Annotated in this window: 11 protein-coding genes and 1 other annotated feature; of the genes, 10 read left to right on the top strand and 1 reads right to left on the bottom strand. The window is 34.9% G+C overall.

From position 1 onward, the window contains the following. Nucleotides 1-3 precede the first annotated feature (3 nt). The 5 genes from nuoN (at nucleotide 4) to spoIID (ending at nucleotide 5,267) form a co-directional block, all read left to right on the top strand. The gene (gene nuoN / locus ACFCYN_RS01175; RefSeq protein ID WP_375947026.1) at nucleotides 4-1,500 is read left to right on the top strand and encodes an NADH-quinone oxidoreductase subunit NuoN; all 1,497 of its coding nucleotides are present in this window, start codon (nucleotides 4-6) and stop codon (nucleotides 1,498-1,500) included. 99 nt (nucleotides 1,501-1,599) lie between these two features. Further along, nucleotides 1,600-1,836: a DUF1146 family protein gene (locus tag ACFCYN_RS01170; RefSeq protein WP_098118912.1), complete on the top strand. Its 237-nt coding sequence runs from the start codon at nucleotides 1,600-1,602 to the stop codon at nucleotides 1,834-1,836. An 82-nt stretch (nucleotides 1,837-1,918) separates the two neighbouring features. Continuing rightward, complete coding sequence (locus tag ACFCYN_RS01165) at nucleotides 1,919-2,638, top strand: YwmB family TATA-box binding protein (protein WP_375947023.1); 720 nt, start codon at nucleotides 1,919-1,921, stop codon at nucleotides 2,636-2,638. 32 nt (nucleotides 2,639-2,670) lie between these two features. After that, a complete protein-coding gene (murA, locus tag ACFCYN_RS01160) occupies nucleotides 2,671-3,975 on the top strand; it encodes a UDP-N-acetylglucosamine 1-carboxyvinyltransferase (RefSeq protein ID WP_098118910.1) in 1,305 nt (434 codons plus the stop codon). Nucleotides 3,976-4,253: 278 nt separating this feature from the next. After that, nucleotides 4,254-5,267, top strand: coding sequence for a stage II sporulation protein D (spoIID, locus tag ACFCYN_RS01155; RefSeq protein ID WP_375947021.1), 1,014 nt, complete (start codon nucleotides 4,254-4,256; stop codon nucleotides 5,265-5,267). A 200-nt stretch (nucleotides 5,268-5,467) separates the two neighbouring features. On the opposite strand, the gene ACFCYN_RS01150 is transcribed toward spoIID, so the two are convergent. Then, nucleotides 5,468-7,090 carry a peptide ABC transporter substrate-binding protein gene (locus tag ACFCYN_RS01150; RefSeq protein ID WP_375947019.1) on the bottom strand — a complete coding sequence of 541 codons (1,623 nt, stop codon included), beginning with the start codon at nucleotides 7,088-7,090 and terminating at the stop codon, nucleotides 5,468-5,470. Nucleotides 7,091-7,141: 51 nt separating this feature from the next. Then, nucleotides 7,142-7,438: a binding site (T-box leader), on the bottom strand. Between the two features lie 323 nt (nucleotides 7,439-7,761). Between ACFCYN_RS01150 and spoIIQ the strand changes: the two genes are divergently transcribed. From spoIIQ to ACFCYN_RS01125, 5 genes are all read left to right on the top strand, one after another. Next, the gene (gene spoIIQ / locus ACFCYN_RS01145; protein WP_172446419.1) at nucleotides 7,762-8,556 is read left to right on the top strand and encodes a stage II sporulation protein SpoIIQ; all 795 of its coding nucleotides are present in this window, start codon (nucleotides 7,762-7,764) and stop codon (nucleotides 8,554-8,556) included. 279 nt (nucleotides 8,557-8,835) lie between these two features. Beyond that, nucleotides 8,836-9,105 (top strand): sporulation transcriptional regulator SpoIIID, encoded by a 270-nt coding sequence (gene spoIIID / locus ACFCYN_RS01140; RefSeq protein ID WP_025569002.1) that lies wholly within the window; start codon nucleotides 8,836-8,838, stop codon nucleotides 9,103-9,105. A gap of 158 nt (nucleotides 9,106-9,263) precedes the next feature. After that, nucleotides 9,264-10,265, top strand: coding sequence for a rod shape-determining protein (gene mreB, locus ACFCYN_RS01135; protein WP_172447736.1), 1,002 nt, complete (start codon nucleotides 9,264-9,266; stop codon nucleotides 10,263-10,265). A gap of 528 nt (nucleotides 10,266-10,793) precedes the next feature. Continuing rightward, entirely contained in the window at nucleotides 10,794-12,128 is a 1,335-nt protein-coding gene (locus tag ACFCYN_RS01130) for a UDP-glucose dehydrogenase family protein (RefSeq protein ID WP_375947016.1), read from the top strand. A gap of 282 nt (nucleotides 12,129-12,410) precedes the next feature. Next, nucleotides 12,411-13,934: a spore germination protein gene (locus tag ACFCYN_RS01125; protein ID WP_172446417.1), complete on the top strand. Its 1,524-nt coding sequence runs from the start codon at nucleotides 12,411-12,413 to the stop codon at nucleotides 13,932-13,934. Nucleotide 13,935: the final 1 nt, after the last annotated feature.

Genomic DNA, 13,935 nt, shown 5'->3' with positions numbered 1-13,935 from the left:
AAGATGACATGGAAAGCATTATCTGATTTTCAATGGGGAACTATGGGTCCTGAGATTATTCTAGTAGCTGCTGCGCTTCTTCTATTAATCCTTGAGCTTTTACTACCTAAAAATGTAAATCGTAAAATAGTCGGTTGGATTGGCTTACTTAGCGTTGTTGGCTCATTTGTATGGTTAATCACACTATATTCGCATAAACATACAAGTCTATTAGCCGGATCTTTCAAACTAGACTCGTTTGGGCTACTATTTAAATCTGTTTTATTAATTGGAGCAATCTTAGTCTTATTACTTGCTTTAGGAGATAAAACAATTGCAGAGCGATCAGAATACTATACGTTATTTATCACTGCCTTAATTGGCGCGATGTATATGGCTTCAAGTAGTGATTTAATTACATTATTTGTTGGACTAGAGCTACTTTCAATCTCATCTTACATTTTAGTTGGGATTCAAAAGAGAAGAGAAGGTTCTTCAGAGGCTGCACTCAAGTATGTAATTAACGGTGGTATTTCGACGGCAATCACATTATTCGGTTTAAGCTATACTTACGGCTTAACAGGTACGACTAACATTTCAGAAATGCATACGTTGCTTTCTCAAGGAGTACCGAGTAGTAATGAGTTTTTATTAATTCTAGCATTCGTTCTAGTATTTGTTGGATTATCATTTAAACTTGCATCTGTACCATTCCATATGTGGGCTCCAGATGTTTATGAGGGTGCTCCAACTCCAGTAACAGCATTTTTAGCTACCGTTTCAAAAACAGGTGGGTTTATCATCGTACTACGCATTTTCTTAGTGATCTTTACAGGTGCGTTATTGACGAAGGAACATAAATCAATATTTGAAGTAATGCAGCCGGTTATTGCTACGTTAGCCGCGCTATCAATGATAATAGGTAATACAATTGCTTTAAAACAAAGCAGCCTAAAACGAATACTTGCATACTCAGGTATTGCACATGGAGGCTACGTTCTAGTTGCGTTTGTAAGTATTTCCCTATTCATGTTTGAGAGTATTTGGTTCTACTTATTGGCATATACATTTATGACAATCGGAATTTTAACAATTGTTTATAATGTACAACAACAAAGAGGATCAGATTCACTTTCTTCATTTGCTGGTCTAGGTAAAACAAATCCGTTTTTAGCGGTCATCATGTCAATATTCGTTTTATCGTTAGCAGGAATTCCATTAACTGCAGGATTTATTGGAAAGTTAAATATTTTCATGGGGGCTTTTGTCCTAGAAAAAGGATATTTCGTATTAGGTGGAATTTTACTTTTAACTACAGTTGTCTCTTACTTTTACTATTTTGGCATCCTTCAAAATATTTTCTTTAGAAGTGGTGAAGAGCGTAAAATAGTATTGCCAAAGACACATCTTTTCGTTGTTATAGTTTGTGCAGTCTTAACGATTGTATTAGGTATAAAACCATCTTTAGCTTTAGATGTATTTCATAAGCTAGACATTGTGAAAGATTTCTTTATGGCGTAAAATGAACTTAGATTAAAAAGTGTAGGATTATTCCTACACTTTTTAATTTGCAATTAAGAACAAAATTATTTAAAAGACGAACGAAAAGAGGGCATAAAAATGGAAGCTTTAGTTGGGACAGAAGCGGCATTAGCAATTATTGTCCATTTACTTTTCATTATTTTAACTTGGTGGGCAATAACAGCAATTAAATGGGAAAGTATTATGAAAAAAGGTCATGTCGCCCAAATTCGACTTTTTATGGTGTTATTAACAATTACAATTTCTTCTGCTGTAAGTAGTTTCTTCTTAGACTACCTTCAATATGCAAAAAACATTTCATATTTATTGAAATAATTTGTCAAAAAGTATGTTATAAAACACCGTATAAACCCCTCTTTACCTGTGAAAAATGGAGGTAAGAGAGAGGGGATTTTTTATGAAAAAAACGATATTTTTATTAATAATGATGATTACTTTTGCTACGGTATTATTTTTTAATTGGGGTAAAATCGGTATGGCTGACACGGGAGTAGGCCAATTGGACCGTTTTGCAGATGTATTAAATAAAAAAGACATTTCGATTACAAGTTGGAATTTGTATGCACGAGAAGCTAAAATGAATACTTCAGTGACTAAAATAATCGGTGATTATAAAGAAAAATTTAAAAATTTTAAATGGACTTATACAGATAATGGTAATAAAATAATTGGTACATTTAACCATAAGTCAATCACAGAAAGAATTGTGATAACATCTACTAGCAGTAATAGCAGCTATGTAATTTATGAACTGAGTGGGACTAAATGGGACCAACACGCTGAAAAAGAAACAAAAAGTCTTATAAAGAATTCAATGGAAAATATTTTTAGTAAGGAACCTACTATTTTTACTTGTATAAAGGGGACAATGGGTGGTAAACTTGAAGGTGTTTTGCAGGGTATAAAAAATGATTTTTTGGGGACTTTCAAAGCAACAAAAATTGAAGAAATAAAAGAAGGGGCATTCGTCTCTGTTTCAGCATATACTGAACAGTGGAATGACGCTTTGGTTGCAAATGGCAAAAAAATAAATTTACAAATTGCAATTCGTGAAAACAATGTTGATAAATCAACGACAATTATTCTTGGAACACCGATTATAACAGTAGAATATTGATAGATCTATTTTAGGACACGGAGGGGAAAAGTTTGGATAAAATCATTGTCCGTGGCGGGAAACAGCTTCAAGGCACAGTTCGTGTAGAAGGTGCAAAAAATGCTGTCTTACCAGTTCTTGCTGCAGCGCTACTAGCTAGTGAAGGAAAAAATATAATTCATGACGTACCAACTCTATCTGACGTTTATACGATTAACGAAGTTCTTCGTAATTTAAATACCGAGGTTGAGTTCGAAAATAATACAGTAACAGTTGACGCTTCAAAAGATTTATTTGTTGAAGCACCATTTGAATATGTTCGCAAAATGCGAGCATCAATTCTTGTAATGGGACCACTTTTAGCTAGAAATGGTCATGCGCGTGTTGCTTTACCAGGTGGATGTGCAATTGGATCTAGACCAATTGAACAACACTTAAAGGGCTTTGAAGCAATGGGAGCTCAAATTACGGTTGGTAATGGTTTTGTAGAGGCAAAATCAAACGGTCGTTTAAAAGGGGCAAAAATCTATTTAGATTTCCCAAGTGTGGGTGCAACAGAAAACATCATGTCTGCAGCAGCGCTTGCTGATGGAACGACAATTCTTGAAAATGCTGCAAAGGAACCTGAAATTGTTGACTTAGCAAACTTCATTAATTCAATGGGTGGTAAAGTTCGTGGTGCTGGAACAGGCACTATTCGAATTGAAGGTGTGCCAACACTATTTGGTACAACTCATCACATTATTCCAGACCGAATCGAAGCAGGAACTTTTATGGTAGCTGCGGCGATTACGAATGGAAATGTATTAATTGAAAATGCTGTTCCTGAACATTTAAGCTCAGTTGTAGCTAAAATGCGTGAGATGGGTGTAACGATTATCGAAGAAGAAGAAGGTCTTCGTGTAATTGGTACTGACAATTTAAAACCTGTAGACATCAAAACGATGCCTCATCCAGGCTTTCCAACAGATATGCAATCACAAATGATGGCACTTCTATTAAAAGCTACTGGAACAGGCATGATTACTGAAACAGTATTCGAAAATCGTTTCATGCACGTTGAAGAATTCCGTCGCATGAATGCAAATATTAAAATTGAAGGTCGCTCAACGATTATTCATGGACCAAATGATCTACAAGGCGCAGAAGTAGCTGCTACCGATTTACGTGCTGCTGCATCTCTAATCCTTGCTGGTCTTGTTGTAGATGGATATACTCGCGTTACTGAATTAAAACATTTAGATCGTGGATATGTTAATTTCCATGAAAAGCTTGCTGCACTTGGAGCGGACATTGAACGTGTAAACGAACCAAGCACAGCGGTAGAGGAAGAAACACTTAAAGACTTACAAGCGTAAACTAAAAAACAATTCAAATGCCTGGCACTTTGTGTTACCCCACATAGAGTCGGGCATTTTTGCATTCTCATGCAACTTTCTACTATAAGTTATAGACGGAAACCGTATAAAATATTCTAAAAACAAGAAAAAAATAATATATTTAATTAGAATAATTTAATTTGAAAACAGATCGATATTGTTCTAAATGCTTGTCCATCTACATAAATTATCTTTAGAAAGGGCAATTAGTTGAAAATTGTCATATAAAGTTGTTTAGGAATGGATAGGAGGAAAATATGAAGTCATTTAAAACATTGGTCACTGCAGGATTAACTACTTGCTCAGTCGTTATTATTATCCCAACATTACTTGTTCTACCATTTCATAGCCATACAGACGGTAGGTTGGTTGATCAGCTACAGAAAAAAGCAAATCAAGTTGCAGCAGCGAACAAAGATGATAATTTAAGTATCTCTGTTTTTAGAACGAAAACACAAAAAATTGAAAAATTACCAATCGAGGAATATGTTTTAGGTGTTGTGGCTTCAGAAATGCCTGCAAAATTTGAACCAGAAGCATTAAAAGCACAAAGTTTAAGTGCAAGAACATTTATTATCAAGAGATTAAAAGAAGGTAAGCCACTTGAAGAAGGTGGAATAGTAGATGATACTGTTCAATTCCAAGTCTTTCAGGACCGTGATGATTTAAAGAAAAGATTTGGATCTAATTACGAAGTAAACATAGCAAAAATAGAAAAAGCCGTAAAAGCCACCGAAGGACAAATATTAACATACGATGGACAACCTATTACAGCATCATTCTTCTCTTCAAGTAATGGCTACACAGAAAACTCAGAAGAATATTGGAGCAGTAGTGTACCATACTTAAAAAGCGTACCAAGTCCATGGGATTCTATTGCACCTGACTATATTTCTACAGTAGCATTCTCCATAAGCGACTTCGAAAATAAACTTAATGTTAAAATTAATAAGTCTGACATAGGGAAAGTAACATCACGAACACAAAGTAAACGTGTGGCAAAAGTAATGTTTGGAAATAAAACGCTAACTGGTAAAGAAATCCGAGAAAAGCTGAACCTACGTTCAACAGACTTTACATGGGAGCGTAAGGGCGACGAAATCATCATCACAACAAAAGGCTTTGGACACGGAGTTGGCATGAGTCAATACGGAGCAAATGAACTCGCAAAACAAGGTAAAACATATGATGAGATTGTTAAGTACTATTACAAGGGAATAGCTATTCAGAAGCTGAGTAAGAACGAATACGAAGCATTAGGGAAGCTTTGACGGATAGATTAATAGGCAGTATTAAAATCGGACTCTTTGGGTCCGTTTTTTTGCATTTAATTAAAAACCCCTCTAATTAATCTAAGATTAATTAAAGGGGGATATGGTATAAGATCGTTCTTGCAGAGTCATTAAATTTAATGAAGTCTACGAATGGAATTGCAGTTATTCATGTCTAACTGTAGCAGTCCTCGTAATTTTTAACCTTGCTTGTTTGCATACTTATAATAAAAATAGCCTACAAATGGACGAACTTTTATATTTGTTACGTTAGGCTTTTGCAAGTATACATATCCTGCTTGATAGACAGGAGCAATAGCAGCGTCATTTAGTAAAGTGTCTTCTGCTTTATGAAGAAGCTGGGTTCTTTCAGTTTCGTTTTGTAGACTTACTGTGTTAGCTTTCTGTAAGAATTCATCATATTGTTTATTTTTATAGTTTAATACATTTAAAGCTGATTTAGATGTGAATAACTCTAAATAAGTTGTAGGATCAGGATAGTCAGCACCCCATGTATCTAATGATAGATCATAGTTTCCTTGTTGGCGTAATTCAAATTTTTGTTGTGCAGGTAAAACTGTAATATTAACTGTTAAACCTTTTAAGTTTGTTTCTAATTGTGCTTTAAGGTATTCACCGATTTTGCGTGAAGTATTACTATCGCTAACTAGTAATGAAATACTAGCTTTTGATTTACCACTCTCTTTTAATGCCTCTTTAAAAAGTGACTTTGCTTTTTCTGAATTAACTGTAGATGGGTGAGATGTTGTGCTAACGAAATCTACACCTTTTGAGCTTTTTACTAAACCTTTAGGGATGATTCGGTCTGTAGGGATTGAACCATCATTTAATAGTGTTGTACTAATATCCTCTTTATTAAAGCCGTTAGCAATAGCTTTACGCATTTTTTGATTTGCTAGTAATGGATTCTTCTGATTAAAGCTAATATAAGACACGATTGGCATTGCTAGTTTATTTAACTCTTTATTACCTTTATAACGATCGATTACGCTAGAATCAATAATTGCTTGATCGAGTTCGCCAGTTTCATATAGATTAACAGCTGTCGAAGTTTCTTTCATAATCTTAACATCAATTTTATCCACTTGTACGTTCTTTTTATCATAGTATTGTGGGTTTTTAGTCATTGTAAATCCAACTTCATGATTCCATTTACTTACAACGTAAGGGCCATTATATAAAGTAGTATTTGCTTCTAGACCATATTTACTACCTTGTTCTTTAACGAATTTTTCATTAAGTGGGAAGTACATTGGTAAACTAGTTAATTGAATGAAATAAGGAATAGGGCGATCTAGTTTAATTTGTAATGTTTTTTTATTTATTGCAGTTACCCCAAGTTTATCCACAGGCAGTTTTCCTTGGTTAATTTCTTTTGCATTTTCAATATCATATAAATCGTATGCAAATTGAGCTTTTGTATTTGGGTCAACTGCACGCTTCATTGCAAAAACAAAATCTTGTGCAGTTACAGGATCACCATTCGAATATTTAGCATCTCTTAAAGTGAAAGTATAAACTTTTCCATCCGCACTAACCTTATAAGACGAAGCTGCTGCTGGAACATATTCTCCTTTTTCATTTGGCATGTAAAGGCCTTCCATAACACTATTAAGTGCATTTAACGATGGACCGTCTAAGGCTAATGAACTATCAAGGCTAACGATATCTGAAGTATCCATTAAGTGTAGTGTATGATCATCAGATTTGCTGGCTGTCTGATTAGACTGTTGTCCACAGCCTGCAAGTGCCAATGTCAGTAATAAAGTAATTGATGCGAAGCTTTTCTTAGTAAATTTCATTTTATCTTCTCTCCTTAGTTTTTGGGTACAAAAAAAGAGTCCCCGCCTTATAAAAAGGACGAGGACTCCCGTGGTGCCACCTTAATTAGTCTAAAACCGTTTTTAGACTCACTTTGCAGTATCAAAACATATGCAATGAACTACCTTGTGACAAAAAGCAGTATCGAAACATGTGTTTGAATACCCGTCCCTTTTATCGGTGAGACGTCCGCCAAAGCCTACTGCACAATTAAGGGTTCGGTTTGGGTGCTCAGAAGCCCATTCAAAAATATGTCCGTACTGACTTGCACCAACCGTCAGCTCTCTGAAACATCCATATAATCTACTCTTCTTCATCAACGCAAAAATATATAATGACTGAATTAATTTTTAAAGTTTAAGTTTTTAATACATCGTACAAGCTTGTAGTGTGATTATATTTTGTAAAAAAGAAAAATGCAAGAAAAATATTTTTTCATATTCATAATTGAATTTATTAACTTATCCACAATTATTGTGTATAACCGTTGTAGAATTGTGGATAAATCGCTTTCATTTGTTAATATTTTTATAATAAATTGTGGATTGTTTTCTAATTGTGTGGAAAAATAAGAATTTTGTCGAACTAAAATTTTCTAAATTGCGTATATAATTTCTGAAATCTGTTGACAATGATTGCAGAGGTGATAAGGATGAGAGAGGAACAAAACAAAAAAACTTCTCAAAAGGTTGTTAAGATGTTAAGAAAGCGTTGGGTAGTACCAGCAATTTATTTAGTAAGTGCAGCAGTAATTTTAACGGGTGCGTTATGGTACCAATACAGTAATGCTCCAACTCCAACAAAAACTGGAACTACTGTTGATACAAGAGAGCCAGATGCAATTCCAACTTCACAGCCAGAGGAAAAATTAACTTACCCAGTTGCGAAGGATAAAGAAGTTCAAGTTAAAAGTCACTACTATGATGACTCAGCGTCAAAAGATGAGCAACAAGCATCTTTAATTCAAATGGATAGTAATACATTTACGATCAATACTGGTATGGATTTAGTTGCAAAAGATGGAAAAGAATTTGATGTAACTGCAGCTCTTAGCGGAACTGTAACAAAAGCTCAAAAAGATGCTCAGCTAGGTTATGTAGTAGTAGTAGAAAGTGGTAATGGATTAGTTTCATATTACCAAAGTTTAAATTCTGTTAGTGTTGAACCAGGAACTACAGTTTCACAAGGTCAAGTACTTGGAACTGCTGGTACTGCTATAATCGGTAAAGAAAGTGGCATTCATGTTCATTATGAATTACGTAAAGATGGTGTAGCAATTAATCCAGAGAAATACCAAGGACAAGAAGTATCTTCAATCATTAGTTCTGAAGGGACTAAAAGTGAAGCTAAAGATTCTAGTACAATGAATACTTCTGGTAATGTATCAGATGATACTCAAGACGATTCATCTAATACAGATTCAGACCCAACTGATAATTCACGATAATAATTAATCATTTCACAAAGTGCCTAACACATGGGAATCAGACCCCATATGTGTTGGGCACTTGTTTTTTTCTGATAATTGTGCATAGTTAGAAACTTTCCCTAATACAATGTTATAAACCCATCAAAGAGGTGTTTGAGGTGAGGGATCGTGGATTTTCTACCTAGTCAAAATAAATGTAACTCAGCAGGTCAGTCAGAGCAGGAAAAAAAGCAGCTAAGTCAGTCAAAACGAGTCTCATTTCACGCTTCTCACATCCATTTAGAGGAGGAGAGTAGTGTGCACGATTACATCAAAGAGAGAACGATCAAGATTGGGAAATATATCGTGGAGACGAAGAAAACAGTACGCGTAATAGCTAAAGAGTTTGGAGTATCAAAAAGTACAGTACACAAAGATTTAACAGAACGCCTTCCGGAAATAAATCCGGATTTGGCAAATGAAGTTAAAGAAATATTGGACTATCACAAATCAATTCGTCACTTACGCGGTGGAGAGGCTACAAAGCAAAAGTATCAAAAAGAAGACGTTGAAAAAGTAACGAAATAATGTTTCTGAGCCTTGAAAACAAAATTAGAAATATTTAACCTCCTATTCACAAATAATTAATTACTAAAAGCAGTTGTTTATGGTAAAATTATATTTTGGTATGGAACGTATTCGGGGAACTGCTCATGAGTATAGTGAATAAGGAGGAGCCAAAAGGAATGTTTTCTAAGGATATCGGAATAGATCTTGGTACAGCCAATGTCTTAATACATGTAAAAGGTAAAGGAATCGTTTTAAACGAGCCTTCTGTAGTTGCAATAGAGCGTAGTAGCGGTAAAGTTTTAGCAGTAGGTGAAGAAGCAAGCCGTATGGTAGGTCGTACACCTGGTAATATCGTTGCAATTCGCCCATTAAAAGATGGGGTAATTGCTGACTTTGATATTACTGAAGCAATGCTACGTCATTTTATAAATAAATTAGATGTAAAAGGTTTTATGTCAAAACCGCGTATTTTGATTTGTTGTCCAACAAACATCACATCTGTTGAACAAAAAGCAATTCGTGAAGCTGCTGAAAAGAGCGGCGGTAAACAAGTTTATCTTGAAGAAGAGCCAAAGGTTGCTGCAATCGGAGCTGGAATGGATATATTCCAACCAAGTGGTAACATGGTAATTGATATTGGCGGTGGGACAACCGATGTCGCTGTCTTATCGATGGGAGATATCGTCACCGCCTCTTCAATTAAAATGGCAGGGGACAAGTTTGATATGGAGATTTTAAACTATATCAAGCGTGAATACAAACTGCTTATTGGAGAACGTACTGCAGAGCAAATTAAAATTGAAGTAGGTACTGTTTTCCCTGGTGCTAGAAATGAATCAATCGATATCCGTGGTCGTGATATGGTAACTGGTTTACCTCGTACAATTACTGTACAATCTGATGAAGTTCAAAGAGCATTAAGTGAACCAGTTTACTTAATTGTACAAGCTGCAAAAACAGTACTAGAACGTACACCACCTGAATTATCAGCTGATATTATTGATCGTGGAGTTATTCTAACTGGAGGCGGAGCGTTACTTCATGGAATAGATACTTTACTTGCTGAAGAATTAAGAGTTCCTGTTTTCATTGCAGAAGATCCAATGCAATGTGTTGCAGTTGGTACTGGTATTATGTTAGAAAACATTGATAAGGTTCCGAGCCGTTACTTAAAATAAACATCTCAGGGACTATCCGAAGTGCACCCCAAATGTTAGACATTGTCTAAGATTTGGGGTGCACTTTTTATGTGTTAAGGAAAATTGATGTAGTTTTATAAGTATATGTGAACTTCGCCTAAAACCCCGCCAATCGGCGAGGTTTTTTTATGTCTAAATTTAAAGTGAAGATTCGTTTTTGTTATAAAAATGTTTAGGTTTTGTAAAATTAATACGAACTAGAAGGTAGTCATGTTTGCAATAGAGAAAAGGAATGTATCATGTTATTGATTAAATAGTCATTTATAAAATTAAATTAAAGAAAATGTAAATCGAGAATTGGGTAGGCACTTTATGCATATGTTTTAAGGACTTAAAGCTCTCAAACTTCTAGTTTATAGAGATAAAAGTTATGAAAAATAAATCTCGATCAAAAGTAGACCAATAGAAATACAAGCCGTAATTAAAAAGCAAATTTAACAATCATATAGATTTTACATAAGAAGTGTTTTTTATCTTTATAGAACTTTTATAGGATGGAGATGAAACATGGCGCGCATTGTTGTTGCTGGTACGGGATATGTTGGCCTTTCTACAGGAGTTTCATTTGCTACAATTGGTTACAATGTAACATGTGTTGATATTGACTATGAAAAAATTAATTTGCTTCAAAAAGGAATTTGTCCAATTTTTGAACCAGGCTTGCAAGAAGCATTAGTAGAAAATATATCTCTTAAGAGGATTAAATTTACGACAAATTATCAATTAGCATATAGTCAGGCAGATATCATATTTATTGCAGTAGGGACGCCAGAGCTTCCAGATGGAACAGCGAATTTGAGTTATTTAAAAGTGGTTGCAAAGGATATTGCAATGAATGCTAAAAGAAATCTTACAGTTGTCATTAAAAGCACGGTACCTGTTGGAACGAACGAGATTGTTATGGAAATCATGAACGAAAATGCACTACAGCATTTAAACATTGACGTCATCTCAAATCCAGAGTTTTTAAGGGAAGGGTCTGCTTTATACGATCTATTTAATGGAGATCGAATTATCATTGGTTCAGAGAGTCAAGCCGCCACAGAATTGGTTCAGGAATTATATAAACCATTTAACCTCCCTATTTATGTAACAGATGTAAGAAGTGCAGAAATGATTAAGTATGCTTCGAATGCTTTTTTAGCTACTAAAATCAGTTTCATTAATGAGATTGCTATGGTTTGTGAGAATTTAGATGCTAATGTTGAGCATGTTGCAAAGGGGATTGGGTTAGATCATAGGATTGGGTCAAAGTTTTTAAATGCGGGAATTGGGTATGGCGGATCTTGCTTTCCAAAGGATACGACTGCCTTAGTGAAAGAGGCTGAGTTAGTTGGTGTAGACTTAAAGTTGTTAAAATCAGTCATTACCATAAATAACCGACAGAAGCTTAAATTATTTGAAGTAGCAAAATCTACTTTAGGTGATTTGACTAATAAAGAAATTTCATTGCTTGGAGTTAGCTTTAAACCAAATACGAATGATATACGACATGCCCCATCGATTACGTTAATTAATCAGTTCTTGAAAGAAAATACTAAAATTACAGTATATGATCCATGTGCTTTACCAGAGTTAAGAAAGCTTTTCGGTAACTCCATAAGCTATTCAACAAATATTGAACATGCCATTCTTGATAAAGATGCTGCATTAATTTTGACGGAGTGGGAAGAAATCTTACAATTCGATCTCCAACTATATGAGGAATTTATGAAAGTACCGCTAATAATTGATGGACGTAATTGCTTTGAACTAGATAAAATTAAAAACACGAATATTCACTATTACTCAATCGGTCGAAAGGCTGTAAATCCTTTGTTGAAGCTTATAGGAAAATTTTAATGGTTATTGATTAACCATTTAAAACGGAAAGTATAAGACTTTTGAAAAAGTTGTATAACTTGGTGTGCTGTGAGGACAAAACCACGAAAACACAAGCGATCTAGTGTGAAATATTAACTATTTTTATTTTATTATTGAAAAGTGGCGTCTTTGAGATAGCCACTTTTTTGGTGCGCAAAGCATGTGGAAAAAATAGATTGGTTTAGAAAACAATACATTAAATGAAATAATTTGGAAAAAGTATAAGAATAATAAGCCATGATAATGGGGCGGTGGTAAAAAATGTTTAATTACAAAGAAACCAATAGTGCAGCAACTAATAAAAAAATTCCATTTCAGAGTAATATATCACGTTCTTTAAGTAAGGACATTTTAGAAAATATAAAAAGAATTAAAGACGATTTTGGTGATAGCTCCGATTTGGTCATTCGTCACGAAACGCTTGGCGAAGGTATGAAATATTCTTTTGCAACGATTCATATTGACGGAATATCAAATGAGAAGCTAGTGAATGATGGAATAATCGATAAAATCGTGAAAACTAATTGGGATAAAGAAACAACGCTATCATTAACAGATTTAGAAAATGGATTAAAGAGCGTGATTGCTGTTTCAAGTTTAAAATCACAATCAAGTTATACAAATCTCTTATCAGGATTATTAATAGGAGACACTGTTATTCTGTTGGATCACGATAGTAATTTCTTAGTTGCTTGTACAAAAATGGTGCAAACTAGAAGTATATCAGAACCATCAACTCAAACTGTAATTAGAGGGCCAAAGGATAGCTTCACGGAAAGCTTACGTACAAATACATCCCTTATTCGAAATAGAATTCAGCATCCAGCCTTACGGATTGAGTCGATGAAAATAGGCGAAGTAACTAGAACTGATGTAGAGATTATGTATATAAAAGGTATCGTGGATGAAGAGTTATTAAAAGAGGTAAAACATCGTGTGGAAGCAATTAATGTAGACGTAATATTAGAATCAAGCTATATCGAAAACTATATTCAGAACGATCAAAAGACCATCTTTCCTACAATGCTTAACTCAGAGCGACCAGATGCTGTAGTAGGTAATTTACTGGAGGGGCGTGTTGCTATTTTCACAGCCGGAACACCATTTGTTTTGATTTTACCAGCTACGTTTACACAGTTTTTTCAATCTCCAGAGGATTATTACCAAAGCTCATATATAGGTACATTTTTAAGAGTTCTACGATATATGTCTTTTTGGGTCGCCTTATTTGCACCCGGAATTTTCATTGCGATTACTTCATTCCATCAAGCCGTAATTCCAACAGTATTATTAGTAAGTTTAGCTTCGCAGCGTGAAGGAGTACCTTTCCCGGCAATTGTCGAGGCACTTGGTATGGAGCTGGCTTTCGAAGTGTTACGTGAAGCCGGAATTCGAATGCCAAGAGCGGTTGGACAGGCGCTTTCAATTGTTGGAGCCTTAATTTTAGGCCAAGCAGCGGTACAAGCGGGATTTGTATCTGCGTCGATGGTAATCATCGTATCAATTACAGCGATTGCTAGCTTTACAATCCCTTATTATAATATGTCAATTGCGGCAAGGATTCTTAGGTTTACTTTACTAATAGCTGCGGCTTACATCGGATTATATGGCATGCTGGTAGGTGGATTAATTATCTTACTTCATATGTGTAGCCTTCGTTCCTTTGGTGTACCTTATTTTGCACCATTTGCGCCGTTCCGTATTGAAAGTCAAAAGGATACAATTTTAGTGGTACCTAGTCAAGGTAATCCAAAAACCATTGATGAGCAAAGAAGCGGTGAATAAG

Source organism: Gottfriedia sp. NPDC056225, assembly GCF_042267765.1.
Lineage (GTDB): Bacteria > Bacillota > Bacilli > Bacillales > Bacillaceae_G > Gottfriedia.
The sequence above is the reverse complement of the archived record's forward strand: the minus strand, read 5'-3'. Positions and strand labels throughout refer to the sequence as shown.